The following is a 24,203-nucleotide window of genomic DNA, read 5'->3' on the forward strand; positions in this document are numbered from 1 at the left end:
CGTAAAGGGGAAGCCGTCAGGGCCCCGGAAAATCTTGGGCACGCCCGGTAAATGGAGGCGGCGAAACTCGGGCATTGCACTTCTTCCACGGGATTCCCGCCGAGGGTGCGGACGTCGCGGTGGGAGGGCCGGAGGTCAGCCGGCCAGGGCGAGCTGGGGCTGGACGCTCTCGCGCAGCCGACGCAGCAGGCGGTTGCGGGTGGGGCCGATCGAGCCGCGAGGGATACCCAGGACGACACTGATCTCGTCATAGCTCATCGCGGGCTCGCGCAGGAGCATGGCCAGCAGGGCCTGGTGCTGTTTGTCCAGACACCGGAAGGCGGTCCTCAGCCGGGCATCCTCCGAGCGGTTCACGATGACCTCCTCCACCACCGCGGCGGCATCGTCGGGCCATGCCTCGAAGGGCGCGTTGTCGCCGATCGGCACCTGCCGGCGCTCCTGCTTCACCTGCTTCATCGCCTCCCGGCGGGCGATGGTCACCAGCCACGAGGCCAGCTTCCGCGGCTCACGCAGTTGGTGGATGTTCTCCACGACCCGCAGCCAGGTCGCCTGACAGACGTCCTCGCAGTCGGCGGTGCGCAGCCGGAACGACCGGGCGACCGACCAGGCAACCGGGGAGTAGGTGCTGATCAGCTCGGACCACGCGGCCTGGTCCCCGGCCTGACACGCGACGACGAGCAGCGCCGAGCGACCACCGAGCACCGATGCCGGTGCCACCACCTCGCCCGCACCTCTGCCAGCGTCATGCGCGTGTGCCTCTGGACCGGGCTCCAGACCTGCTACGTCCACCTTGACGCCCCCCTGGCAACTTACGCGAGTGACCGCAACGTTAGCTTAACGCTGACGCAGCCGCTAGCGTTAGAAGCTAGAGTTAACATGCGATAACATGACGGTCCTGAACCGGATACGCGCAGCGGAGTCCGACGCGTGGCCAAGTTCGCGCCGAAAGGAGGCCCGAGCCGTGGAGGGAACCGTGCCGCCTCCCCTGACCCGACGACAGCGGGTCCGGGACGCCACGCTGCGGGAACTCATCTCGGTCAGCCGGGACATCCTGGCCAGCCAGGGCGCGGAGGCCCTGACCATCCGCGCGGTCGCCCGCGAGATGGGCATGACCGCACCCGGGGTCTACCGCTACTTCGGCAGTCATCGCGACCTCATGGACGCGGTGCTCGTGGCCACCCTGGACGAGCTCACCGAGTACATCTCCAGTGAGGTCGACCGGATCGACCCCGGTGACACCGCCGGGCGACTCGTCGTGGCCAGTCGGGCGTTGCGCCGCTGGGCGGTCGAACACTCCCGGGAGTTCCAGTTCTCCCTGATCATCCCGGTCTCGCCGGAGGAAGGCACGCCGGTGAGGCAGGCCCGCCGGCAGGTGGGCGGGCTCTTCGCCGTCATCTTCGCCGACCTGTGGAACGAGTACGACATCCCCGAGATGCAGCCACAGTCCCACGTGGCCGACACCGCGACCCTCGCCGAACGGCTCCTGCAGAGGCTGGCGGTACCCCTGCCCAACAGCCTCGCGGCCATCACCTTCACCCGCTGCTGGCTACGCCTGTACGGGGTGGTCTGCCTGGAATCCATGGGACTGACCCGATCCATCGGCGACGAAGCCGGCCTGCTCTTCGAAATCGAACTGGCCGACCTGGCCCGAGAACTGGGACTGCCCAAATCCGCACTGGACGCCGGTCGCTGACACAACCCCCCGCCGGCGAACGGAACAGCACCCACCGCTGAACCCCGCACCAGACCTCAGACAGGAGACCCATGACCACCCTCACCCTCAGCACAGAGAGCCGGATAATCGCCGGCGCCATGCTGCTGACCATCGTCACCATCGCCTTCGGCGGCTGGTTCCTCACCCGCGTCGCCCGCGGCCAAGTGGAGATGACCCCCTTCCAGACCGCATTCGCCCGCGCCGGCCACGCCCACGCCGGTGTGCTGGTAACACTGGGACTGGTCGGTCTGCTCCTCGTCGACTCCACCAACCTGTCCGGCATCACCCTCTGGATCGCCCGACTCGGCACACCGATCGCGGCCGCGCTGATGTCCGCCGGCTTCTTCCTCTCCTCCCTCGGCAAAGGGGCCACCCGACCCAACAAACTCATCATCCTGCTCTGGATCGGAGCCCTCAGCCTCTGCGCCGGGGTAATCACCCTCGGCCTCGGGCTCATCATCACCTGAACCGGAGCCGTTGTCGCCCGTCGGTTCTGGTCACAACCCGACGGGCACCACAACCCCACCCGACACGTCACCGCCCGACTCTCGCCGGTCACCCCAGAAAGAGGGCGACCAGCTCAGGCAATCAGGACGGAGTTTCCCGCATTCTGCTGACGGCGAGGCGAACTTCCACGAGGGTGGTCCATCAACCATGCTGGTTCGATGAACTCGCCGGAACCCGCGACATCGGAGACTCGGCTCACGGCTCTCTACGCAGCCTTCAACGAACGTGACATCCCCGCACTGCTGGCCGCCATGACGCCGGACGTGTCCTGGCCGAACGGCTGGGAGGGGGGCCTCGTCCACGGCCGCGACCAGGTGAGCGCGTACTGGCGCAGGCAGTGGGACCAACTTGAACCGACAGTCGTGCCGACGGCGATCGTCCCGGAGGCCGACGGTCGTGTCGCCGTGACCGTCCATCAGGTCGTCCGCGACAAGACCGGGGCAACGCTCGCGGATCACACCGTCACGCATGTCTACCGGTTCAAGGACGGACTGGTGGCGGAAATGGAGATCCGCGAGTAGCAACTCCTGCGCGTGCCGCATCGACGGGCTGATGTCGCACTCGACCTCGCCCGGCTTGCGCACGACGGTGACCGTCAGTCCTGCTCCCGGTCTCCCGCCGTGGGGCCGGTCAGGCCGCCCGTCCCACCCGGCTCCTTCCCCGAAAGTGTCGGCGTCGCCCGCCAACCTGGCGCCGTGATGACGATCGATGTGGAGAAGGCCGCGCTGTGTGAGTTCCTCGAGTGTCAGCGGGGCAGCATCCGAGCCGTCCTGGCGGACCTGGACGAGACCTCGCTGCGAATGTCCGTCCTGCCCTCCGGGTGGTCGCCGCTCGGGCTGGTGGAGCATCTCCGCCACGCGGAGCGCCACTGGTTCCAGGAGATCTTCCGTGGTTCGGCCGAGCCGTTGCCCTGGCCGGACGACCACACACCGCTCGTCACGACCCGATCGCCGGCCCAGGTCTTCGGCTTCTATCGCGATCAGTGCCGGATCTCGGACGCGATCATCGCCGCGTCCCCGTTGACGGCGACGGCTGCCGGCCGGCACCCGGACGAGCCGCTGGCATCGCAGACCACCGACCTACGCCGGATCGTGCTGCACGTCATCGAGGAGACCGCTCGGCACGCCGGTCACCTGGACATCGTGCGTGAGCTTGTCGACGGGCGCACCGGGCTGGGCCCGCGGTGAACCCCGCGAACACGGGTCAGCGACATCGCGGACCGACGTGCGAAAACCGGCCAGCCTCCACCGGCGCGAATGCGCGTGAGCTGTGCTGTCGCCGTCACCGTGCCGATCCTCGTGCCCGGCGACGACCGGCCGAGTCTCGTACGCTCGATCAGTGGAGAGCAGTGAAGGGCTGATCGTGGCGCGGATGTTGGACGCGGCGGAGAACGCCTCGCCGGTCGAGGCGGTCGAGGCGGTGACCCGGGAACTCGGTGCGGCGCTGAAGGCACGTACCGTCGCGTTTCTGATCGCGGACCTCAGCGGTCGGGCGCTGGTCCGGCTGGCCCACGTGCCGTTGGAAGGGACCGGTGAGCCACCTCGGGGCGGTGATGAGGTCGCCACGGTGATGCCGTTCGACGGCGGTCCCGCCGAGCAGGCACTGCGCACCCAGACGGTGCAGGTCGTCCCGCAGCCGGACGGGTGCACGGTGTTGGCGCCGGTGACCGACCGCGGTGAGGCGATCGGCCTGCTCGAGATGATCCTGCCGGCCGAGCCGGACCCGCGGGCGCTGGGAGCGATCAGCCGTACGGCACACGTGTTGGCGTACGTGGTGATCGCCAGCCGGCGGTACACCGACCTGTTCGAGTGGGGTCAACGGACCACTCCGTTCACCCTGTCCGGGGAGATCCAGCGTCGCCTGCTGCCCGCCTCGTTCACGTGTGAGGCCAGCGCGTTCACCCTGTCCGGCTGGCTGGAGCCCGCCGCGAGTATCGGCGGGGACACCTTCGACTACAGCCTCGCCCGCGACGTGCTGCACTTCAGTGTCACCGACGCGATGGGCCACGGGGTGGCCAGCGCGCTGACCGCCACCCTGGGCGTGGGCAGCCTGCGCAACAGCCGACGCCGCGGGGTGGGCCTGGTGGAGCAGGCCGACGCGGCGAATGCCGACGTGGCCAGACACACCACCGTGCCCGGCAGCTACATCACCGCGGTCCTCGGCCGTCTCGACCTGCGCACCGGGGTCTGCGCGCTGCTCAACGCCGGGCACGTCCCGCCGATTCTGGTACGCGACGGAGACACCCGGACGCTGCCACTACCGCCGAACTTTCCGCTGGGCATGTTCGCCGACGCCGAACACCACGCCGGCGAGATCGCGTTGCGACCCGGCGACCGCCTGGTGGTGGTCACCGACGGCATGCGGGAGCGCAACGCCGCCGCCCTCGATCTGCCGACCATGCTGCGGTCGATCACCGGTCTGCATCCACGCGAGGCCGCCCGGGCGTTGGCCGACGCCGTCCTCGAGGTCAGCGGACCGACACTGGCCGACGACGCCACCCTGTTCATCCTCGACTGGCACGGCGGGCACAGCGAGGACCGGCGTACCAGCGCCGGCGCCGACCAAACGCGCGCAAGCACCGCGCTGCCCGACTGACTAATCCCCTGCTACGTGGTTCGTGGCCGGCGCCCCGGCTTCAGCCGCCCGCACACCGTCATAGACGGGGATCACGCGGTCCACCGACGTGACCGTCAGGACGGTACGCACGGCCGGCTGCACCGCAGCAAGGCACAACCGACCGCCGACCTCCCGCAACGCCTTGAACATCAACACCAGCGCACCCAGACCACTGGAGTCCATGAATCCCACCCCGGCCAGGTCCACCACCACCTGGCGGTCACCCGCGTCGACCAACCGTTGCAGGCCCTCACGCAACTGCGGGGACGTCGCCATGTCCAGCTCGCCACGCACCTCGAGCACGGTGCAACCCCGCCCCGGCCGGACCGACAACAGCAAGCCCACAACAGCCTCCCCACCGACGATTCCCGGCCTACCCTATTCCGCCGGCAGGTGAACCGCCGCCGGCCGGCGTAGGTCGGCCGGCACACCACGTTTCACCGCCGCAGCCCCCTCACCGACACCCGAGCACCAACAGGTTGATGAGCCGGCCGGCGACCACACCCGGCGGCGGCCCGGTCAGTCGTGTCGCCCTGTGCCGTGCTGCTGGTCCCGGTTCTGGTTCTGCCGCAGGGCCTCCTCGAGTTGGTCTTCGAGGATGATGATCCGGCAGGCTGCTTCCAGGGCGGTGCCCTGGTCGACCATCTCCCTGGCCCGGGCTGCAAGGCGCATCTGGTAGCGGGAGTAGCGGCGGTGCCCACCGGCGGAGCGGTGCGGGTTGATCAGTTTCGCCTCGTCCACGCGGCGCAGGAAGTCCTGCGTGGTGCCGAGCATCTCCGCGACCTGGCCGATCGTGTAGGCCGGGTAGTTCTCATCGCCGAACATGTCGTCGGGGTTCTGCCCCATGCCACCTCCACGTCGAGGGCCCCGGCGCTGACGCGCCGGGGCCCAGGGTTACGGGTCAGAACACCATCTGCCGACAGGAACGTCGGCTTGACATATCCGCACGAGCCGCCATTGACGGCTTCGGGTGCGAGGATCGCATATGCGTGACCGGAGACCACCTCTCGTTCGATGGGAACTGCGGTGTCCGCCCGGCCTGTGTTGACGGCCGACGGCGGGCGATCCAACGGTGTACGGGCCCTCCCTTTCCTCTGCTACTCGTTTCCTGGCTGACGTACGGTCCGCCGGTGCCGGAGCCCACGCGACTTCATGGCCCCTCACACGTACGGCGAACATCAGCTGGAGCCCCGAAAGAACCTCGGCCCCACCTGCGTCCCGGCTCGTCTCACACCGGGTGACGTGCTCCCACTGCTTCTGGGGAGGAAACGATGAATCCTGTCCCTCTCCGCGCCACCCGTCGTGACCTCACAACCCGGGCAGCCCGTCTGCGTTCTGACGGATCTTTCTTCTCGACTCGAAGAACAGTATGTCACCCCACAGAAGATGTCTAGTCTCTTCCACCTAGATTTTCTAGCCGTCGGTCATCAGGGTGGCCAGCCTGCCCCGGTCGGTCGCGTGGCTGTCACGACGAGGCCGAGGCACCCCGACAACCGGCCGCGTGGTGCTGCGCGCGACCGTCGAGTACGTCACCCGTCGTCACGGTGGGCCCTTCGAAGGGCCGGTCAGGCCTGCCCGCGGGCGCGCTTCAGTTCGCTGAACTCCGGCACCGCCGACAGCAGCAGCAGCGCGTCGAAGAGCCGGTCGGCCGCCGCACCCTCCGGCACCGGGGTGACGACCGGCCCGAAGTACGCCGGCCGGTCACCGATCGCCAGCACCGGGCTGCCGCTCGCGGTCCCCACCCGGGCCTGCGCCTCGTCGTGGCTGCGCTGCACCAACGGGTCGAGTGACTCGTCGTCCATGCTGCCGCGCAACTCGTCGGGCAACCCCGCGTCGGCCAGCGCGCCGGCGAGCAGGTCGGGGCCGATCCGCTCGCCCTTCTCGTGCAGCCGCGAACCCAGCGCGGTGTAGAGACGCCCCAGCGCCTCCGTGCCGTGGGCACGCTCCGCGGCCACCAGCACCCGGTGGGCGCGCGGGGCCTGCTGGGCGGCCTCGCGGAACTGCTCGGGCACCTCGTTGTCCGCGTTGAGGATGGCGAGGCTCATCACCTGCCAGGTCACCTCGACGTCGCGACGGCCGGCGACGTCCACAAGCCAGCGGGAGGTACTCCAGGTGAAGGGGCACACCGGATCGAACCAGAAGGTGACTCTCATGTTGTCTTCCACCTCGCCCAGTCTGCCCCCCTGATCCGCCACGCTGCATCACGCCGATCACGTGCGCCGGCCCCGGTCGGGCGCCACCGCCCGGCGGGTCAGCTCCCCCCGGCGGGCGATGCCGAGTTCGGCGAAGGCGTGCCCCCGAGCAACGCCGCCGTCCCGGTGTGGCCACCTCGGACGGCCCATTCCAGCGGTGACAGCTCGCAGCCGTGGTCCTCGCGAAGGTTCGGATCCGCGCCCCGGGTAGAGAGGCGTGGTGTCGTCACGGGTTGCCGCGTTCGGATCTGCTCCCGCGCGCAACAGCGCGACGACGGCCGGAAGATCGTCACGTAGCAGCGACGCCATCAGGCGGTCGGTGAGCTTCTTGCGCTGCCGGAGGTTCACCGGGCATCAGGGTAGGCGGGTGACGGCCCTGCGGCTGCCGCACATCGGTTCGACACCGACCGGAGCGCCGGCCGACGGCACGAGGTGATCCGTCGATCGGCCGGCCTGTCCGGTGGGTCAGCTCTGCCGCCACACGCGGAACGTCTGCTGAAGCTGCCACGTCCCGTCGGGCTGCTGCGCCTCGTTGCGCCAGTGGAACGCGGCGGCCTCGATGTCGAAGAAGGCCCAGCGCAGATCGCCGCCGTCGAGCACGATCTGATCGCCGACCCGAGACGCCAGGAAGGTGTGCGTCCGGCGCCGGCCCGGTCCGACCCACGTCGACCGCCAGACCCCCGCACCTGCGGCGGGGTCGGGAAATCGCACGCTGACGCCGTGTTCGACGCCGGGCAGGATCCAGACATCGGTGGTCGCCCGCCCACCCAACGCGTACCCGAAGTGCCATTCGCCGCGGCGAACAGTCGATGATCCGTCGGGGTCGTATTCCGTGCAGTCAAGCAGCCAGGAACCGGCGAACTGGCCGAACAGCCTCAGATCGACACCGTCGGCGGGCCTGTCCGCGAGGAAGGCGGCGGCGACGGCGGACGAATTGATCCCCATGCCGGCACGATAGCCGGGCCGGGTGACGGTCAGCGGTTGGCGGACTCGTCGGTCCTCTTCCGGGCCGGCGTCTGGGCCGCGAACGGCGTACGCAAGCGGGTCATCGAGTCGGCGCTGATGTCGGCTGCCGGGCTGCGCTCGGGGTCGATGACCAGGCCACCCTCGATGCTGAAGGGATTCAGGGCGGATGTCGTATCGGGCACGTGGTGCTCCAAGAGAATCTGCACGGCAGCGCGCGACTCAGTCATCGGCGGCTGGGAAACCGTGGAAAAGCAAGGGGACGGGACGGGTCTGGCGACAGGCCATCGGCACACCCCGCCTCCACAGCTTAACGCGTGCCGGCCGATCCGGCGGCTCAGAGCTGCACGACGTGGCCCACCCGGGGTGGCGTACGGCCGGCGACGACCTCACGCCACGCGTCCCGCAGCGCCTGCGGCCCGCTACCCGGCCGCACGTCGAGCCATCCGCTCACCACCTCAGCGAACCGCTGCCAGGCGTCGGTGAACCGCGCGTCGAGGCCCTCGCGGCCCCAGTCCTGCCGGCGCTTGCGCATCTGCACCGGCGCGAAGAACACCTCCTCGGCGGCGGCCGCGTTGGGCGTCTGGGTGGTGAGCCCGACGGCGATGTCCCGCACGAGCCGGTCGCCTAGGTGGCCGCGCAGGGCGGCCCGGGTCGCCGGCGCACCGGACAGGTCCAGGTAGACGGTGGGGACGTCGTCCAGGGTGTCGACGTGGTCGTAGGAGACGACCTCGTCGTAGCAGCCGAGTGACCGGGTGAAGTCGAGATTGCCGGGCGAGGTGAGTCCCACCAGGCGTGGGCCGCGGCCGTGCAGCTCGTACGCCGCGGCGTACGCCGTCTTGCTCGACGCCGACGACAGCACCAGCGACCGCGCGCCGTAGAAGTCGTTGTCGGCGACCTGGTCGGCCAGCATGAACGAGGTGAAGAACAGCGGGCGGAACAGGACGAGCAGGTCCTCCTGGTCGGCCCGGTAGGCGGGGTCGCCGGTGGTCGACCGGTACGCGTTGTACGGGGAGGGCAGGTCGGTGCGGTGCGCGCTCGCGTCCCGGAACCCGGTCCCGTCCACCCGGTCGGGGCGCACCACGAGATGACCGGCGGGCGGGAGGTAGCCGTAGACCCGTTGGCCGGGCTCCACCCCGGGCACGGTGGACGCGGTCACCTCGGCGAAGCCCCACAGCGGCGGGAGGCCCCACCGCCGGTCCAGCCCGTGTCGCTCGGGTGGGAAGAACTCCCAGTAGCGCATCGCGTCGCCGAGTACCGCGTACGTCACATTGTTGGCCGTCAGGCCGACGCGATCGACGCGGAGCAACGCCTCCCCGGCGGCGAGGGCGGGTGCCGCGCCGTCGACGAGCGTGGTATGTGCGAGATCGTCACGATCGACGGCGAACGTCCACGAGTCAGCCATGGTGTGACGCTAGACAGCCACGGAAACCGAGACAAGTGCACTGGGAGTGCAAAATCCCACTGCGCGTACGGCGCTAGACCGTCGGCACCACCATCGGGGTGCCGGTGACCGGGTTCGGCATCACCATGCTGGGCAGCCCGAAGACCTCCCGCATGAGGTCGGCGTCCACCACGTCCGCCGGTGGTCCCTGCGCGACGACCCGGCCGCCCTTCATCGCGACGATGTGGTCGGCGAACCGGCACGCCTGGTTGATGTCGTGCAGCACGGCGACGACCGTGCGTCCCTCGTCGCGCAGCCGTGCGAACAGCGCCAGCAGCTCGTACTGGTGGGTGATGTCGAGGAAGGTGGTGGGCTCGTCGAGCAGTAGGTACGGCGTCTCCTGCGCCAGCACCATCGCGATCCAGACCCGTTGCCGCTGCCCGCCGGAGAGTTCCTCGACGGGCCGCTCGGCCAGGTCCGTGACACCGGCCACCGCCATGGCCGACCGGACGGCCTCCTCGTCGGCGGCCGAGCCGGTGCCGAGCAGGGACTGGTGCGGGTAGCGACCCCGGGCGACGAGCCGCCGCACCGCGATGTTCTCCGGCGCGACGAGGCCCTGCGGCAGGAAGCCGACCTGACGGGCGAACCGCTTCGGCCGGTGCGCGGCGACGTCGAGGCCGTCCAGGCGCACCACGCCCGACGACGGCGTGAGCAGCCGGACCAGGGCCTTGAGCAACGTCGACTTCCCGCACGCGTTGGGCCCGACGATCGCCGTGAACGCGCCGTCCGGCACGGCCAGGTTCACCCGCGACGACACCACCCGCTCGCCGTAGCCGAGTGTGACGTCCTCCGCGATCAGGCGGCTGGTCACCGTCGTTTCACCTCCATGCCGAGCAGCCAGATGAGATAGCCACCGCCGATCACCGTGGTGACCACGCCGACCGGCAACGCGACCGGCGCGAGCAGCAGTTGCGCGACGAGATCGGCGGCGAGCAGCAGCACCGCGCCGGTCAGCGCCGCCGGCACCAGGGGCACACCCGCGGCCCGCGCGAGCCGCCGGCCGATCTGGGGTGCGGCGAGCGCGATGAACACGACCGGCCCGGCCACCGCGGTCACCGTCGCGGTGCAGCCCACACCGGCCAGGACCAGCAGCAGCCGCAGCCGGCCCAGGCGTACGCCTGTGGTCCGGGCGATCTCGTCGCCCAGCGCCGCCTGGTGCATGGCGTGCGAGATCACCACGAGCAGCAGGACGAACACGCCGATGACGGCGAACGGGAGCCGCACCTCGGACCAGTCGACGCCGTTGAGTGAACCGGCGTTCCACCCGGTCGCGGCGAGCGCCACGTCGATCTCGGCCCGCAGCACGATCCAGGAGTTGAGCGCGGTCAGCATCGCGTTGACGGCGATCCCGACGACGATCAGCCGCAGGCCGCTGAGCCCGGAGTCCAGCGACAGCACGTAGATGAGCGCGGCGGCCAGCAGGCCGCCCGCCACCGACCCCGCCGCGAGCTGCCCGGCGGTGCCGTTGAGCAGGGTGATCGCCACCAGCGCGCCGGTGTACGCGCCCGCGTCGAGGCCGATCACGTCGGGGCTGCCCAGCGGATTGCGGGTCAGGTTCTGGAAGACCGCCCCGGCCAGCCCCAGGGAGGCGCCGAAGACCAGTGCCGCGGCCACCCGCGGCAGCCGCCACTCGCGGATCACGACGGCCGCGTCCCCGCCCCGGAACAGGGCGTCGAACACCTCCGTCGGCGTGGCCCAGTCCTGCCCGTGGCAGAGGCCCAGCAGGGCGAGGGCCGCGGCGGCCGCGACCAGGCCCGCCGCGACGACCGTCGAGCGCCGTTCGACCGCGACCAGGACCCGCCCCGCGCGCAGCGTCACCGTGCTCACAGCGCCGCCGCCCCGTAGCGGCGGACCGCCCAGATGAGCACCGGGGCGCCCAGGAACGCGGTGACGATCGCCACCGGGACCTCGCCGGTGGGCAGCAGGACCCGCGCGCTGACGTCCGCGACGAGCAGCAGGATCGGCCCGAGCAGCATCGAGTATCCGGTGATCCACGGAATCGAGTCGACGGCCAACCGACGGGCCAGGTGCGGAACCATCAGCCCGACGAACGCGATCGGGCCGGCGACCGCGGTGGCGACGCCGGTGAGCACGGTGACGAGCACCAGGACGGCGATCCGGATCCGGGTCACGTGGGCGCCGAGCGCGTGCGCGACGTCCTCGCCGAGGGCGAGCGCGTTCAACGGCCGGGTCGCGGCCATCGCGGCGACCAGCGCGGCCACGGTCACCAGCAGGGGCAGCACCAACGGCGTCCGCTCGGCGCCGGCCAGCGCCCCCACCGACCAGAATCGGTATCTGTCGAAGACGTCGGGGAAGCCCAGCCGCAGGCCGAGCGAGACGCCCATCAGGACCCAGCTCAGCGCGACCCCGGCGAGGACCAGCCGCAGCGGCGAGGCCCGCCCGACGGCGTAGACGACGACCGCGGCCACGGCGGAGCCGGCCACCGCGAGGACGAGTTGGCCGGCCTGCGACCCGGCGACGCCGACGAGCACGCCCAGGTTGATCGCGAAGCCTGCCCCGGCGGTCACGCCGAGGATGCCGGGCTCGGCGAGCGGGTTGCGGGTCAACGTCTGGATCAGTGATCCGGCCGCGCCGAGGGCGGCGCCGACGCAGATGCCGAGGAGGGTACGGGGCAGCCGGATGTCGCGTACGACGAGATGGTCCGTGGTGCCCGCGAAGTCGGCGAACGCGCGCCACACCTCGGCCGGCGCGACGGTGCGCGCGCCCACCGCCATGCTCGCGCCCGCCGCGACGACGAGCAGCGCGGCGGACACGAGAAGGAACGTCACCCGACGGGTCAGGTCAGTCTTCAAGCCCGGCGACTCCGCGTTTCCAGTAACCGGTGACCAGCGAGTCGAGGCGGTCGGTTCGCCAGGCGCGCAGCGGCCGGACGTCGGTCGCCTCGCCGGCCGCGAAGAGGAACGTCCGGCCGGGCGGCAGGGGCAGCGACCGCACGGTCTCCGCCAGTGTGGAGTGGCCGCCCTCGCGCACCAGCCAGGTCACCGTCACCGCGTCGCGCGTTGCCAGCGGGTAGTCCCGCTCGGCGGCGTCGACCTCGGCCACCACATGCGCCGACACGTCGGCCGGTGACTCCTCCAGCCATCGGGCGACGGCGGGCAGGGCGGTGGCGTCGACGGCGAAGACGTAGTGGTCGTAGTGGTGCGGGAACGCCTTCGCCCCGGGCGGGCCCGCGATCGTCACCTCGTCGCCGACCTCGGCGGTGTCCGCCCAGGTCGAGGCGAGCCCGCCGTCGTGCAGGACGAAGTCCAGGTCGAGTTCGGGCGCGGCGGGATCGTAGCGACGCACCGTGTATTTGCGGGTGGGCGGCATCGGGCGCGGCCAGTCGAGCATTCCCTGCCCGTCCGGGACGGGGTCGCGCCGGGTGCCGTCCGGCTCCGGGAAGACGATCTTGATGTGGTCGTCCGCCTGGTAGGTGTGGAAGTCGGCGAGAGCCGGGCCGCCGAGGGTCAACCGCAGCATGCGCGGGGTCAACCGCTGCCGGGCGACGACCCGGACTCGGCGTACCCCGATGGGGTAGCCGATCCGGGTCGTGCCGGTGCCGGCGCGGTGGTGGGCGGCGACCCGGCCGGCCGGGTCGGAACGATCCACTGTCATCGGGCGAGCAGCGGTTCGAACGCCTTGTCGATGGAGTCGAGCGTCTTGAGGGCTGACTCGTACGTCGCCGCCTCCGTGTACCGCACGCCGAACACCCGGCCGGCCTTGACCGCCGGCAGGTTCTTCCACAGTGCGGAGTCGAGCACCTGCTTCACCGCCTCGGCGGGGGTGCCGTCGGGCTGGAGCGTGTAGGTGACGGCGTCGGCCGTGCCGAGGCTCTCCGGCAGTTCCTCGATCGCCGGGTACTCGGTGACGTCGAGCCCGCCGCCGCCCTTCTCCTTGACCTCGCCGTAGTAGGTCACGCCCGCGTCCTGGGCGATGTTGGTGCCCCAGGAACCCGCGAACTCGCGGTGGAAGGTGCCCTTGGCGATCTCGCCGTAGCTGCCCACGTGCCCGAACTTCAGACCGGCGAGGGCGGTGCCGTACTTGGCCTTCAGCTCGCCGGCCTTCTTCTCGTACGCCTCCTTGGCCGCCTGGTGGTTCGCGCTGCGGCCGGCGGCGTCGGCCTGCCGGCGGGACAGCTCACGCCAGGCGTCGGGGGTGGTGGGGCCGATCGCGACGACGGGCGCGATGCTCTCCAGCCGCTTCATGTCGATGCTGCCCAGCGCCGGCTTCGGCACCCCGATCACGATGAGGTCCGGCTTGGCGGCGGCGACGGCCTCGTAGTTCGTCTCGGCCGCGGCCTCGCCGGCGACCTTCGGCAGCTTGTCGTAGGTGGCCCGGTCCTGCTCGGTCATCATGGCCAGGCCGCGCTTCCAGCTGGAGACGCCCACCAGGGCAGCGTCCGCCTCGATCAGGACCGGCACCGCGTAGCCGGTGGCGACGACGCGCTTGGGGTCGGCCGGGATGCTGATCTCACCGTTGTCGGCGGAGAAGACTCGGGTCGCCGCGGTGTCGGACTTCCCGGCGGCCTCGTCGCCGTCGGAGCCGCAACCGGTGACCACGGCGAGCGTCGCTGCCGCGGCGGCGATCAGGCGCCAGTGCTGTCGTACGGACATCTGCCAGTTTCCTTCGAGGGGTTCTATAGGGTGGCAACCCCGCTGGGCTGCACAGGTTAGGTTAGCCTTACTTCCCTCGGCGGAATGTCGCCGAGAGGTCAACCGATGTCGGGGAGAGGTCAGAGCGCGATGGTCACCGGCCCGATCACGGCGGATCCGGTCAGCTGCGAGGAGTTCGGCTACGGACTCGGCCGCCCCGACGGCATCCTCGTGCTGCGGTACCGCTCGGTGGCCCGACTGGCGTTCGCCGAGCAGCGGGAGGACTTCCTGCACCAGCTCTACTGGTCACCCGATGGCCTGCTCTCCGCCCGCCAGGGTCGGCACACCGCATTCGTCGGACCCGACGAGGTCTTCTGGGTGCACCGGGCGGTGACCCACGAGGTGCACGCGGCGGACCGGCAGAGCGTCTACCGGATCTGCCTGCGTGAGGTGCCCCCCGCCCTGCACGGGCTGGGAGCCGGCGTCGCCGCCATCGACGCCGGGGCGGCCCGGCTCGTGCTCGCCCTCACCGATCGGGGGTACGACGAACGCGACGCCCCCGAAGCCCGGAGCCGCATCATGGCCGGGCTCACCCCGCGGTCCCTGCCGGTCGACGGCCGGCCGACCGGCGGCCCGGGCGTCGCGGTGACCGTCGCGACCGCCCTGGCACGGGATCCGAGTGACGCCACCGGGTTGGCCGAATGGGCCGACCGCCTGCACGTCAGCGTCAAGACGCTGCAGCGGGACTTCGCCCGGGAGTTCGGCATGTCGTACTCCCGGTGGCGGACGAAGCTGCGCCTGCGCGCGTCGTTGGCGTTGCTGGAGACCCGGCCGGTGGGCGAGGTCGCCCGGCGCATCGGCTATGCCAGCCCGTCCGCCTTCATCTCCGCCTTCGCCCGGGAGTACGGCTACACGCCGGGTCGCGCCGTCACGATGAGGGGCGCCGCCGGCATCCCGGCCGAGCCGGCGCCCGACCCGGCGAGGAGCGACCGGGGTCCCATGGCGGACTGACCGGCCCGCCGGTCCCGCCCGGCGGGGACGCCGGACGGTCGGCGCGGACGTGGCGCGACGGCCCGGCGCGGAGGGTGGTCCTCCGCGCCGGGCCGCCGCATCCGGTGGGTGGGGTCAGGCGGCGCAGGTGGCCGTGGCGCCCGGACCGGTGCCGGTGCCCTGGAAGCCGAAGTTCGTCGACTGCCCGGCGCCGACCTGCCCGTTGTAGCCCACGTTGGTGAACCTGATGGTCCCGCTGGTGCCGCTGGCCTGGGTGTTCCAGGACCCGGTGACCGCGGCGCCGCCGGGCAGCGCGATGGTCACGGTCCAGCCGTTGATGGCCGCGGAGCCGGCGGTGACCGTCACGCTCGCGGTGAAGCCGCCGGACCACTGGTTGAGCGCCACCGACGCGGTGCAGCCGTTACCGGTCGGCGGCGGCGTGGTGGGGGGAGCGGTGGTCGGCGGCGGCGTGGTGGGGGGAGCCGTGGTCGGCGGCGCGGTGGTCGGCGGAGCCGTGGTCGGCGGCGGGTTCGGCGCGCCGTTGGCCAGGCTGTAGGCCAGGTCGGGCTGGAACGAACCGGCCGTGTAGCGGCAACCGTCGGCCTCCCCCGGCGGCTTCACCCAGAGGTAAGCGTCTATGTTGGCGTCGCCTGTGTTCGTCGTCGGGTACGTCCCGATGCGCCGGTCGGTGTTGTCGTCGGCGCACCAGTCCCCGGCGGCTCCCCCGTTGCGGCTGGTGTCGATGACCTGGCGCTTGCCCTGGATGCCCATACCGGAGAGCGCGGCGATGACCGCCCGACCGAAGTTCGCCTCACTGGACGTGGGGTTGAAGTTCGACACGTTGGTGAAGAAGCCGTCGGCGTACTGCACGCCGGCCGCCCGGAGCCGGTTGGCCGTGTCGTTCGCGCTGTTCCAGGTGGAGTGGCCGCCGTCGAGGTACACCTTGGCGTTCGGGTTCGCCGCCTTGATGGTCTGGGTGGCCGTCGTGAGCGCCTGGTTGCGCGCGTTGAGCTCACTGGCGCTCAGGCAGGTCTGCAGGGCGAGCGAGTCGGTCTCCAGAATGATCAGAACCGTCTGGTTGCCGAGCCCGCGGGCGAAGTTGGACACCCAGGTCTGGTACTGGTTGAGGTCCGGCGCGCCACCGGCACTGGCCCCGCCGCAGTCCCGGTTGGTGATCTCGTAAACCGACAGCACCGGGATCTGTTGCGCCGCGTTGGCGGCGCCGACGAACCCGGAGACCTCGGACTGCACGGTCGACGGGTTGAAATTGGCGAACCAGCGGGCCTGCGGCTGACTCGCGATCTTGTCGCGGATGACGGCGGCACGGGAGTCCCCGGGATTGGCGGCGACCCAGCGGACGACCGCCGAACTCGGGTCGCGGTAGAGCGACCCGGAGACCGTGCCGGCGGACGCGCCGCCGACGGCGAGGCCGACGCCCGCGGCGGCGGTGACCGCCACGGCCGCCGCGCTGATGGCCGCCGATCTGCGGCGCAGGGAGAGGATAGCCACGACGTGTTTCCTCCTGATCACATTGATGTATCCAAGTTCATGGGAGCGTTCCCATGACGGTAACGGAGGTAGGCGTCGCTGCCAAGGTGCGCGGGCACGTCACTGCGGAAGCGATGGTCGTTGATGTCGCGGCTCGCCCGAGCGCGCCGGGCGCTCAGGGGCCAGGCAGGCGGACTGCCCTCCGCCGTCCGGTTCACCTGCCGCGGTTGAGGCCCACGATGGCACCGTTGAGCACGGTGGCGAAGAGGGTCCACGCCGCGTACGGGGCGAGGGCGGCGCCGGCCAGGCGGTCCGCACGCGCGGCCCGGCCGAGCAACACCAGGTTGGACGCGTTGAGCGCGGTGATCTCGGCCAGCGCCGCGGTGGGCCTGCGGGCGCCGAAGAACATGGCCGTCCAACCGGCGTTGAGCGCCAGGTTGAGCGCGTAGCCGCGGGCGAGAGCCGCGCGTTCGGCACCGTCGGTGCGGTCCAGCGCGCGTGCGCCGGCCACCGCGATCAACGCGTACAGCGGCGTCCAGACCAGGGGGAACGCGGCGGACGGGGGCTGCCAGGCCGGCTTGCGCAGGCGGCGGTACCAGCGCGAGGACGTGCCGGTGGAGGTGACCGCGGCGCCGGCGGCGGCGGTCACGGCGACGGCCGTGGCGGTCTTGAGCAGGGTAGGTACTCGCATACCGCCTCAGCTACCCGGCAAGCGGCGGATGAATCGCCGCCCGCCCGCCGCGGATCGACTCCGAGTGTGATCGATGCACAGATCCTTCATCGACACACCCGAGGATGTAGACAACTTTCACACCCTTCGATAACCTCCCAGTAATAGTGATGGTTGTCGATAGGAGGCTCCATGCGACGGTTCATGTTCTCCTGTGCGCTGGCGGCGATCGGCGCATCGGCCCTGGTACCAACACCTGCCGCGGCCGCACCCCGCCCGGCGCCGGTGCCGGTCACCGACGCGGTGACCGCGAAGCTCCTCGGCCAGGCCGGCACGGCCACCGCCCGAGGGGCCGGCGCGGACCGAACCCGGGTCACCGTCACCCGGACCGAGGGCCGGTGGGCCTTTGGCACCGCAGTCCTGCTCGCGGACCGGTCCGCGGACGCGCACCCCACCGGCTCGGTGTTCCTCGCCCGGTCCGACGCCAAGGGCTGGACGGTCGCCTTCGATGGCGAGGCGTCGTTCGGCGATCTGGCCGCCGCGTCACCCCTGGTGAGCGGAAACGAGAAGGCCGTGCTCACCACGCCCGTCACCCCGATGTACGCCGGAGGTGACTACCGGACCGGCATGGCACTGCCGTTCGCCGTCGGGCAGACGTGGACGCTCACCGGCGGGCCACACGGCTGGGGCGGCGGCGCGCCGTTGAGTTCCATCGACCTCTCCGGCGGCGACCAGGTGGTCCGCGCCGCACGGGCCGGGACCGCCTACACGATGTGCACCGGATGGATCCGCGTCATCCACGACCGGGGCTACTCGACCGACTACTACCACCTGTGGAGCAGCATCTCCGTCAACGGTGCCGCCGTGGGCCAGGGCGCGTACCTCGGCTACACCGGCACCGACGTCACCTGCGGCGGCTCCGCCACCGGCCGGCACGTGCACTTCGGGCTGCGGCAGAACTCCGCCTACGTCCCGATCGCCGGGCACGGCATCGGCAAGTGGGACATCGTCGGCGGAGCCGCCTACCAGGGCGGTGCCCGGCACGGTTCCGCCTACGTCGGCGTGGGCGGCGGCCTCTACAACTACGGCGCGCTCGGCTTCAATCAGGGCGTCGTCGACGCCAACGGCGGCGGCTCGCTGACCCGGCGCTCCGGCCCCGGATCGGGATACGGGGCGCTCGGCTCACTCGCCGACGGGGCCACCGTCACCATCTCCTGCTCCGCCAGCGGCAGCTCGCACACCGGCCGGTACGGCACCACCGCGCTGTGGGACCGGCTCACCGACGGCAGCTGGGTGTCCGACGCCTACCTCTCCACAGGCGTCAACGGACCGATCAACGGCTGGTGCTGACCGTGACCCCATCCGGGCGCTCCGGCCGGCCCGCGCCGATCACCACACATCCAATTCGCAGAAGGACTGACCGATGAGATCTTTCCGAGCGGGCGCGGCGATCGTCGCTGTCGCGGCGGCCGCACTGGTCGCGACCACGGCGGCGCTGCCCGCCGGTGCGGCACCCGAGGGCGACTTCTCCACCCTGGCGAGCTCGTCCACCTTCCCGCTGGCCGACCCGGACACCCTGCTGGCGAAGGACGGCTCGTACGTCACCTACGGCACCACCATGCGCGCCGGCAAGGGTGAGCGCTGCGGCGCCACCGGCGAGCTGTACGTGCCCGTCCTCGTCCACGGTTCCGGCAACAGCGTGGGCATGTCCAACTGCGCGTCGCACGACGCCCTTCCGTCCGGCCCGGGTGGCTGGGCGGAGCCGGGCGGGGCGGTGTGGGCACCCGGTGTCGCGCGCTTCGGCGACCGGTTCTTCATGTTCTACACGGCGACCCGCAAGGGCTCCGGTCAGAAGTGCATCGGGCGGGCCATCGCCACGAGCGCCCGCGGCCCCTTCCAGAACCAGGGCGAATGGGCCTGCCCCGACGCCGGTCGGTGGGCGATCGACGCGAACCCCTTCACGGCCGGCGGGAACCTGTACGTCACCTACCGCGACGACGCCATCGCCAGCGGTGCGGAGACCGGCATCTCCACCGTCCGGACCGACGCCGAGGGCCGCGCGATCTGGAGCACCCGACGGGACATGCTCAAGAGCACCGACATCACCTGGGACACCGCCAAGACCAACGGCGACGGCACCCACGTGGTCGAGAACCCGTCGATGTTCAAGGCCGCCGACGACAGGTGGTACCTGATGTACTCGGGCAACAACTGGGACAGCGCCCGGTACGCCACAGGCATCGCGGACTGCGGCACCACGCCGCTGCCCGGCTCCCGCTGCAAGCCCATCCGTGACGGTGCCAGCCGGCCCTTCTTCGGCTTCACCGGCGCGGCCGGGCTGAACCCGATCCGGGGCCTGCCCGGCGACCACCAGGGCCCCGGCGGAATGGACGTCTTCCAGGCCGCCGACGGCACCGCCCGCGTGGTCTGGCACTGGTGGGACGGCACCTCCCGGTTCCCGATGACCGGCGTGCTGACCCGCCCCTCCGGCGGATTCCTCGTCTCCTAGCGGAGGATCCCGCACCTCGCGCGGCCAGACACACCGCAACCCAGCAGAAAGGATGAGATGAATCCGATAAGCAGACGGCGGGCCCTCGGCCTCGCCGGTGGCGTCGCCCTCGCCGGCGCCAGCGGTGCGCTCACCTTCGGCGCACCGGCCGGCGCGGCGACCGCCTGGCGCACCCTCGGTGTCGTCACGGCCAACATCGGCCGCGCCAACCTCAGCCAGCGCAAGACCGCGATCACCGCCGTCCGCAACGCCCTGCGCCTGACCGGCCCCGAGGACCTTCCCCTCGTCGGCTGGCAGGAGATCGGCGAGGGAGACGGCGACACGAAGGAGAAGGGCTGGATCAACGGCCAGTTCGGCCCGCGCTACCGCAACGTGCACCTGAGCGACGGCGGGCACCGCGTACCCATCTCCGTGCCCCGGGTGTACGACGTGCTTGGCACCGACGTCACGCCCGTCCACGAGGGCAGGGCGGGTGTCTCGCCGAACCGCGTCATCTCCGAGGTGCTCCTGGCCGCGAACGACGACGCGGCCCTCCAGTTCGCCGTCCTCAACACGCATTTCGTCGCGGGGGCCTTCAACGGCAAAACCGATCCGGAGGAGGCGTGGCGCAGGGACCGGTGGGCCCGCCACTTCGACATCCTCCACGACCGGATCGCCAGCTGGAACGGGCGTGGCTATCCGGTGATCTGGACCGGTGACACCAACCGCGACCCGATGCCGAAGCTCTTCCCGGCGAAGGAGACACGGGCCTTCGCCTCCGGCATCGACCAGATCGGCTGGCTCCAGGGCACCAACGGGGTGCAGATCAAGCTCCTTCGCCGCAAGGTCGTCCCCATGGACGTGGACGGCCACGACGCCCGGGTGGCGGTGCTCCAGCTCCGCCGCGCCTGATCGACCCTTACGCACGTGCCCGGCATCCGACTGGACGCCGGGCACGGCGGGTGGGACGCCGGCGGACGGCGCCCCACCCGCCGTTGACCAGGGCTGTTAGGTTCCTGACCCATGGACGACTCCCACCCCTGGTATCGGCCGGCTCCCGACACGCTGCTCCTGATCGGCACCGTCACCGCACTGTTCGGCTACCTGGTTCCCTGGTTCCGTGTCAGCAGGCGCCACCACTGGTGGTATTCGGGCTGGACCTATCTGGAGGCCGGGGGCGGCTGGACCTGGTGGGTCGTGGTGTTCCTTCTGATCGCCGTCGGCGCCAGTGTCTGGGCCGGTCGGGCGATGCGGCTGGCCCTGATCGCGGCCGGCGCGGCCACGGCCGGGATGTTCCTCGCCGGTGCCGTGGTCGCGGTGAGCCTGGTGGCGCTGCCGGAACGCAGCGGCGTCGACTGGGTCGGTAACCTGTCCGTCGGGACGGGGCTGCCACTCATGGCGATCGGATTCGGCACCGTCGTCGCCGGAGCGCTTGCCGCCGTCCGCCGTTGACGGTTGGCCGCCGCGGCACGTCACCGGACCCCGCCCACGGTCCCACCCGACGTCAGCGGGCCACGGCGGGCGGCACGCCTGAACTACCCTCGCCGCCGTGGACACTCTGGAGATCGATGCCCCGGTCGTCGCCGTAACCGTCTACCCGGACCGCGCCCGGGTCACCCGCCGTGGCGGCATCCGCCTGACCGCCGGTGACCATCGGGTACGCGTCGCCCCGCTCCCCCTGGGCCTGCGCCGGGACTCGATCCGGGTGGGTGGTCGGGGCGCGGTCACCGTGCTCGGGGTCGACGTGACCGCCTGGCGGCAGGCCCGCAGCACCGACGCGCAGGTCGTCGGTCTGGAGCACCGGCGCCGGGAGCTGGCCGACGAGCTGGCCGAGGTCGAGGACGCCGACGGCATCGAGGAGCAGCGCGGCCAGTTCCTCACCCGGTTGGCCGAGCGGGCCGGCGGCACATACGCCCGGGCGTTGGCCTCCGGCGACGCGGGCCCGACCGACGTGGCGACCTTCACCGAGTCGGTGGCCGGTCAGCTCGCCGAGTCACGGGCCCGGCGGCGCGGCCTGGCCCGGCGGCGCGTCGAGCTGGCGGAGGGCCTGGCCGCGGTCGACCGTGAGCTGGGCGCGGCGCGCGGCAAGCGTGAGCCGGACCGGTTGGCCGCCGAGGTGTCCGTCGCGGTGCAGGCCGACGGCGAGATGGAGCTGGAGTTGACCTACCTGGTGGACGGTGCCCGCTGGCAACCCTCCTACGACCTGCGCCTGGTCGGGGACACCCTGACCGTCACCTGGTTCGGGCTGGTCAGCCAGGACACCGGAGAGGACTGGCCGGAGTGCGACCTCCAGCTGTCCACCGCCCGGCCGGCGGCGACGACAGGCGTACCCGAACTGTCGCCCTGGTATCTCGACCGGCGGCGGCCGGCACCGCCGATGGCCGGATCGGCGGCGGCGTTCGGCGCCATGCCGCCGCCCCCGGCGCCCGGCGGCGCACCACCCGCCGCGGCGCGGCCCGGCGCGCCCCGACCGAAGGTGCGGGAGAGCGTCGCCGAGGTGGAACAGGGGGCGGTGGCGGCGACCTACCGGCCGGCGCGGCCGGTGGCGGTGCCGGCGGACGGGAGCACCCACCGCGTGACCGTCGCCGTGCTGGACCTGCCGGCCCGGCTGGACCACGTGGCCGTGCCGGTGCGCGCCGCCGAGGCGCACCTGCGGGCCACCGTACGCAACACGTCGGACCACACGCTGCTCCCCGGCCCGGCGGCGGTGTTCCACGGCGCGGACTTCGTGGCGGCCACCCGGCTGGCCACCTGGGCGCCGGGCGAGGAGACCGAGCTGGCGCTCGGTGTGGACGACCGGCTGCGGGTGGAGCGGAAACTGCACCGGCGCGCGGAGACCAGGGCGACGCTCGGGTCGACCCGGCGGCGGGAGGTGGAGTATCGGATCACCGTCGCCAACCACACACCCCGGTCGGCGAGCGTCGAGGTGCGCGACCAGGTGCCGGTGTCACGGGACGAGGCGGTGGTGGTGCGCGAGACGACGGTGGCCCCGCCGCCGGCCGAGCGTACCGAGCTGGGCGAGCTGACCTGGCGGCTGGCGCTCGCGCCGGGCGACAGCGGCGAGATCACCCTGGGCTTCCGGGTGGAGGCGGCCAAGGGGGTCGAGCTGGCCGGCTGGCGGGAGTAGCCGCGGATGTGCGGCGAGGGCCCTTCCTGGCGCGATTCGCACCGGAAGGGCCCTCGCCGCATGCCTCAGACCCGACGGCGGCCGTACATCCCGGCGAAGATGGCGACGCCGATCGCGGCGAAGACCACCTGGAGCGCCAGTTCGATCCAGTCGACGCCGCCGGTGTCGTCGACGCCGAACGCGCCGGCCACCAGGGTGCCCAGGATCGCGGCGACCACACCGATGAGCAGGGTGAGCCAGATCGGGATGTTCTGCTTGCCCGGCACGACCAGACGACCGAGCGCACCGATGATGAGGCCGATGACGATCGCGGTGAAGAAACCCGTGACTTCCACGAGAGCCGTCCTTTTCCGTCGGAGGTGTTGACGGGCACTAGTTGCCCGGATCAACCACCGGGCGAAACGTGGTTGCTTCTTTCGTCACGGAACTGTCATGACCGGAACGGGTCAGGCTCGGCGGGCTGCCGGCGGCGGGGCGCACCCGGCGGGTCCTCCCGGTCGATGCGCAACTCCCGCTCCAACTCGGCGACCACCATCCGCAGGTCGTCCAGGCGGCGGCTGATCGCGATCCGGTCCACCTCGTCCGGAATCCCGTCGCCGTCGGAGTCGTAGTCCGGGGACAGCCCTTCGGTCATCTCCAGGCGGCGGGCCTCCTCCATCGAGTTGACGATGACCGCGATGAGGATGTTCAGCAGCAGGTTGACCGCGATCATCACGAAGCTGACGTAGTAGAGCAGCGTCCACGGCGACACGGCCAGACCCTGTTCCAGCAGGTCGGGCAGCGTCTCCAGGGACAGCAGCACGAACAGCGTGACAAGCGAGCGGCCGATGTCGCCGTACTCCTCGGGATAGCGGTCACCGAAGATCAGCCAGCCGGCCATGCCGTACACGTAGAGCGTGACGGCGGCCAGCGCGAGGAAACCGGCCACGCCGGGCAGGCTGCGCCACAGCGCCGCGACGATGGTACGCAGGCCGGGCGAGAAGCGGACCAGCCGCAGCACCCGGGCGACCCGGATGAACCGCAGCACCGCCGAGTCGCCGTGCAGGCCCGGTACGAAGATGGCCGCGGTCACCAGCAGGTCGAAGACGTTCCAGCCGTGCCGGAAGAAGTCCTGCGGGCGGCGGCCGTACGCGAGCACCCGAATGGTGATCTCCACGACGAAGACCGCCCGGAACGTCCACTCCGTCCACCGCAGCACCGGCTCGGCGGCGCCCAGGTTCGGGTACGTCTCGACGCCCAGCACCACCCCGTTGGCCATGATGAGCGCCACGATCGCCACCTCGAACGGCCGGGACGCGACGATCCGGGCACAGTGGCCCGCCAGGCCGTGCCTTCCGTCGCTCCGCCGGCGCCCGCCGCGCGGCGCCGGCACCGTGTCCCCGATCAGCGTTTCCCCCCGCGACACGCGTTCC

The 24,203-nt window shown here is 71.5% G+C and carries 27 protein-coding genes; 11 read left to right on the top strand and 16 right to left on the bottom strand.

All coding sequences use genetic code 11. The features are described from left to right. Positions 1-135 precede the first annotated feature (135 nt). On the bottom strand, positions 136-720 hold the full coding sequence (locus ACLQ2X_RS07560) for an RNA polymerase sigma factor (RefSeq protein ID WP_425680233.1): 585 nt from the start codon (positions 718-720) through the stop codon (positions 136-138). 253 nt (positions 721-973) lie between these two features. On the opposite strand from ACLQ2X_RS07560, the gene ACLQ2X_RS07565 reads away from it, so the two are divergent. The 5 genes from ACLQ2X_RS07565 (at position 974) to ACLQ2X_RS07585 (ending at position 4,816) form a co-directional block, all read left to right on the top strand. Next, positions 974-1,693 (top strand): TetR/AcrR family transcriptional regulator, encoded by a 720-nt coding sequence (locus ACLQ2X_RS07565; protein ID WP_425680234.1) that lies wholly within the window; start codon positions 974-976, stop codon positions 1,691-1,693. Positions 1,694-1,764: 71 nt separating this feature from the next. Next, entirely contained in the window at positions 1,765-2,181 is a 417-nt protein-coding gene (locus ACLQ2X_RS07570) for a hypothetical protein (protein WP_425680235.1), read from the top strand. A gap of 198 nt (positions 2,182-2,379) precedes the next feature. After that, complete coding sequence (locus tag ACLQ2X_RS07575) at positions 2,380-2,742, top strand: nuclear transport factor 2 family protein (protein ID WP_425680236.1); 363 nt, start codon at positions 2,380-2,382, stop codon at positions 2,740-2,742. A gap of 177 nt (positions 2,743-2,919) precedes the next feature. After that, positions 2,920-3,408 carry a DinB family protein gene (locus ACLQ2X_RS07580; RefSeq protein WP_425680401.1) on the top strand — a complete coding sequence of 163 codons (489 nt, stop codon included), beginning with the start codon at positions 2,920-2,922 and terminating at the stop codon, positions 3,406-3,408. A gap of 151 nt (positions 3,409-3,559) precedes the next feature. Then, positions 3,560-4,816 (top strand): PP2C family protein-serine/threonine phosphatase, encoded by a 1,257-nt coding sequence (locus ACLQ2X_RS07585; RefSeq protein WP_425680237.1) that lies wholly within the window; start codon positions 3,560-3,562, stop codon positions 4,814-4,816. Here ACLQ2X_RS07585 and ACLQ2X_RS07590 read toward each other — a convergent pair whose 3' ends face one another. The 11 genes from ACLQ2X_RS07590 to ACLQ2X_RS07640 all read right to left on the bottom strand — a co-directional run bounded on the left by ACLQ2X_RS07590 (position 4,817) and on the right by ACLQ2X_RS07640 (position 14,049). Continuing rightward, a complete protein-coding gene (locus ACLQ2X_RS07590) occupies positions 4,817-5,182 on the bottom strand; it encodes an STAS domain-containing protein (RefSeq protein ID WP_425680238.1) in 366 nt (121 codons plus the stop codon). A 174-nt stretch (positions 5,183-5,356) separates the two neighbouring features. Beyond that, positions 5,357-5,683, bottom strand: a complete 327-nt coding sequence (locus ACLQ2X_RS07595) for a MerR family transcriptional regulator (RefSeq protein WP_425680239.1) — start codon at positions 5,681-5,683, stop codon at positions 5,357-5,359. Positions 5,684-6,402: 719 nt separating this feature from the next. Further along, positions 6,403-6,990, bottom strand: a complete 588-nt coding sequence (locus ACLQ2X_RS07600; protein WP_425680240.1) for a DsbA family oxidoreductase — start codon at positions 6,988-6,990, stop codon at positions 6,403-6,405. Positions 6,991-7,494: 504 nt separating this feature from the next. Continuing rightward, a complete protein-coding gene (locus ACLQ2X_RS07605; RefSeq protein WP_425680241.1) occupies positions 7,495-7,974 on the bottom strand; it encodes a hypothetical protein in 480 nt (159 codons plus the stop codon). 29 nt (positions 7,975-8,003) lie between these two features. Beyond that, positions 8,004-8,177, bottom strand: a complete 174-nt coding sequence (locus tag ACLQ2X_RS07610; RefSeq protein ID WP_425680242.1) for a hypothetical protein — start codon at positions 8,175-8,177, stop codon at positions 8,004-8,006. A gap of 152 nt (positions 8,178-8,329) precedes the next feature. After that, on the bottom strand, positions 8,330-9,397 hold the full coding sequence (locus ACLQ2X_RS07615) for a DUF2855 family protein (RefSeq protein WP_425680243.1): 1,068 nt from the start codon (positions 9,395-9,397) through the stop codon (positions 8,330-8,332). 73 nt (positions 9,398-9,470) lie between these two features. After that, positions 9,471-10,247 carry an ABC transporter ATP-binding protein gene (locus ACLQ2X_RS07620; RefSeq protein ID WP_425680244.1) on the bottom strand — a complete coding sequence of 259 codons (777 nt, stop codon included), beginning with the start codon at positions 10,245-10,247 and terminating at the stop codon, positions 9,471-9,473. Next, a complete protein-coding gene (locus ACLQ2X_RS07625; RefSeq protein ID WP_425680245.1) occupies positions 10,244-11,263 on the bottom strand; it encodes a FecCD family ABC transporter permease in 1,020 nt (339 codons plus the stop codon). Before ACLQ2X_RS07625 ends, ACLQ2X_RS07620 begins: the two co-directional genes overlap by 4 nt. Beyond that, complete coding sequence (locus tag ACLQ2X_RS07630) at positions 11,260-12,249, bottom strand: FecCD family ABC transporter permease (protein ID WP_425680246.1); 990 nt, start codon at positions 12,247-12,249, stop codon at positions 11,260-11,262. Before ACLQ2X_RS07630 ends, ACLQ2X_RS07625 begins: the two co-directional genes overlap by 4 nt. Continuing rightward, positions 12,239-13,051: a siderophore-interacting protein gene (locus ACLQ2X_RS07635; protein WP_425680247.1), complete on the bottom strand. Its 813-nt coding sequence runs from the start codon at positions 13,049-13,051 to the stop codon at positions 12,239-12,241. The genes ACLQ2X_RS07630 and ACLQ2X_RS07635 overlap by 11 nt, the downstream gene beginning before the upstream one ends. Further along, positions 13,048-14,049, bottom strand: coding sequence for an ABC transporter substrate-binding protein (locus tag ACLQ2X_RS07640; RefSeq protein WP_425680248.1), 1,002 nt, complete (start codon positions 14,047-14,049; stop codon positions 13,048-13,050). The genes ACLQ2X_RS07635 and ACLQ2X_RS07640 overlap by 4 nt, the downstream gene beginning before the upstream one ends. A gap of 105 nt (positions 14,050-14,154) precedes the next feature. Between ACLQ2X_RS07640 and ACLQ2X_RS07645 the strand changes: the two genes are divergently transcribed. Further along, positions 14,155-15,039 (top strand): helix-turn-helix transcriptional regulator, encoded by an 885-nt coding sequence (locus ACLQ2X_RS07645; RefSeq protein WP_425680249.1) that lies wholly within the window; start codon positions 14,155-14,157, stop codon positions 15,037-15,039. A 114-nt stretch (positions 15,040-15,153) separates the two neighbouring features. Here ACLQ2X_RS07645 and ACLQ2X_RS07650 read toward each other — a convergent pair whose 3' ends face one another. Beyond that, entirely contained in the window at positions 15,154-16,527 is a 1,374-nt protein-coding gene (locus ACLQ2X_RS07650) for a glycoside hydrolase family 6 protein (protein ID WP_425680250.1), read from the bottom strand. Positions 16,528-16,720: 193 nt separating this feature from the next. Beyond that, entirely contained in the window at positions 16,721-17,197 is a 477-nt protein-coding gene (locus ACLQ2X_RS07655; RefSeq protein WP_425680251.1) for a TspO/MBR family protein, read from the bottom strand. A gap of 171 nt (positions 17,198-17,368) precedes the next feature. Between ACLQ2X_RS07655 and ACLQ2X_RS07660 the strand changes: the two genes are divergently transcribed. The 5 genes from ACLQ2X_RS07660 (at position 17,369) to ACLQ2X_RS07680 (ending at position 22,791) form a co-directional block, all read left to right on the top strand. Next, a complete protein-coding gene (locus ACLQ2X_RS07660; RefSeq protein ID WP_425680252.1) occupies positions 17,369-18,526 on the top strand; it encodes a peptidoglycan DD-metalloendopeptidase family protein in 1,158 nt (385 codons plus the stop codon). A 73-nt stretch (positions 18,527-18,599) separates the two neighbouring features. After that, complete coding sequence (locus tag ACLQ2X_RS07665) at positions 18,600-19,685, top strand: family 43 glycosylhydrolase (RefSeq protein ID WP_425680253.1); 1,086 nt, start codon at positions 18,600-18,602, stop codon at positions 19,683-19,685. Between the two features lie 57 nt (positions 19,686-19,742). After that, on the top strand, positions 19,743-20,576 hold the full coding sequence (locus ACLQ2X_RS07670; protein WP_425680254.1) for a hypothetical protein: 834 nt from the start codon (positions 19,743-19,745) through the stop codon (positions 20,574-20,576). A gap of 111 nt (positions 20,577-20,687) precedes the next feature. Further along, a complete protein-coding gene (locus tag ACLQ2X_RS07675; protein WP_425680255.1) occupies positions 20,688-21,116 on the top strand; it encodes a hypothetical protein in 429 nt (142 codons plus the stop codon). A gap of 97 nt (positions 21,117-21,213) precedes the next feature. After that, a complete protein-coding gene (locus ACLQ2X_RS07680; protein WP_425680256.1) occupies positions 21,214-22,791 on the top strand; it encodes a mucoidy inhibitor MuiA family protein in 1,578 nt (525 codons plus the stop codon). Positions 22,792-22,856: 65 nt separating this feature from the next. Here ACLQ2X_RS07680 and ACLQ2X_RS07685 read toward each other — a convergent pair whose 3' ends face one another. Both ACLQ2X_RS07685 and ACLQ2X_RS07690 read right to left on the bottom strand, forming a co-directional pair. Beyond that, positions 22,857-23,126, bottom strand: a complete 270-nt coding sequence (locus tag ACLQ2X_RS07685; protein WP_425680257.1) for a GlsB/YeaQ/YmgE family stress response membrane protein — start codon at positions 23,124-23,126, stop codon at positions 22,857-22,859. A 95-nt stretch (positions 23,127-23,221) separates the two neighbouring features. Beyond that, positions 23,222-24,196, bottom strand: coding sequence for an ion transporter (locus tag ACLQ2X_RS07690; RefSeq protein WP_425680258.1), 975 nt, complete (start codon positions 24,194-24,196; stop codon positions 23,222-23,224). Positions 24,197-24,203: the final 7 nt, after the last annotated feature.

The sequence above is a fragment of the Micromonospora sp. DT31 genome, assembly GCF_049841795.1.
GTDB lineage: Bacteria > Actinomycetota > Actinomycetes > Mycobacteriales > Micromonosporaceae > Micromonospora.

What these genes read in the sequence shown, in the direction of transcription:
- ACLQ2X_RS07570 (WP_425680235.1), top strand. Translation starts at nt 1,765, where the DNA reads ATGACCACCCTCACCCTCAGCACAGAGAGCCGGATAATCGCCGGCGCC.
- ACLQ2X_RS07575 (WP_425680236.1), top strand. Translation starts at nt 2,380, where the DNA reads ATGAACTCGCCGGAACCCGCGACATCGGAGACTCGGCTCACGGCTCTC.
- ACLQ2X_RS07580 (WP_425680401.1), top strand. Translation starts at nt 2,920, where the DNA reads ATGACGATCGATGTGGAGAAGGCCGCGCTGTGTGAGTTCCTCGAGTGT.
- ACLQ2X_RS07595 (WP_425680239.1), bottom strand. Translation starts at nt 5,683, where the DNA reads ATGGGGCAGAACCCCGACGACATGTTCGGCGATGAGAACTACCCGGCC.
- ACLQ2X_RS07600 (WP_425680240.1), bottom strand. Translation starts at nt 6,990, where the DNA reads ATGAGAGTCACCTTCTGGTTCGATCCGGTGTGCCCCTTCACCTGGAGT.
- ACLQ2X_RS07605 (WP_425680241.1), bottom strand. Translation starts at nt 7,974, where the DNA reads ATGGGGATCAATTCGTCCGCCGTCGCCGCCGCCTTCCTCGCGGACAGG.
- ACLQ2X_RS07615 (WP_425680243.1), bottom strand. Translation starts at nt 9,397, where the DNA reads ATGGCTGACTCGTGGACGTTCGCCGTCGATCGTGACGATCTCGCACAT.
- ACLQ2X_RS07635 (WP_425680247.1), bottom strand. Translation starts at nt 13,051, where the DNA reads ATGACAGTGGATCGTTCCGACCCGGCCGGCCGGGTCGCCGCCCACCAC.
- ACLQ2X_RS07640 (WP_425680248.1), bottom strand. Translation starts at nt 14,049, where the DNA reads ATGTCCGTACGACAGCACTGGCGCCTGATCGCCGCCGCGGCAGCGACG.
- ACLQ2X_RS07645 (WP_425680249.1), top strand. Translation starts at nt 14,155, where the DNA reads ATGTCGGGGAGAGGTCAGAGCGCGATGGTCACCGGCCCGATCACGGCG.
- ACLQ2X_RS07655 (WP_425680251.1), bottom strand. Translation starts at nt 17,197, where the DNA reads ATGCGAGTACCTACCCTGCTCAAGACCGCCACGGCCGTCGCCGTGACC.
- ACLQ2X_RS07660 (WP_425680252.1), top strand. Translation starts at nt 17,369, where the DNA reads ATGCGACGGTTCATGTTCTCCTGTGCGCTGGCGGCGATCGGCGCATCG.
- ACLQ2X_RS07665 (WP_425680253.1), top strand. Translation starts at nt 18,600, where the DNA reads ATGAGATCTTTCCGAGCGGGCGCGGCGATCGTCGCTGTCGCGGCGGCC.
- ACLQ2X_RS07670 (WP_425680254.1), top strand. Translation starts at nt 19,743, where the DNA reads ATGAATCCGATAAGCAGACGGCGGGCCCTCGGCCTCGCCGGTGGCGTC.
- ACLQ2X_RS07675 (WP_425680255.1), top strand. Translation starts at nt 20,688, where the DNA reads ATGGACGACTCCCACCCCTGGTATCGGCCGGCTCCCGACACGCTGCTC.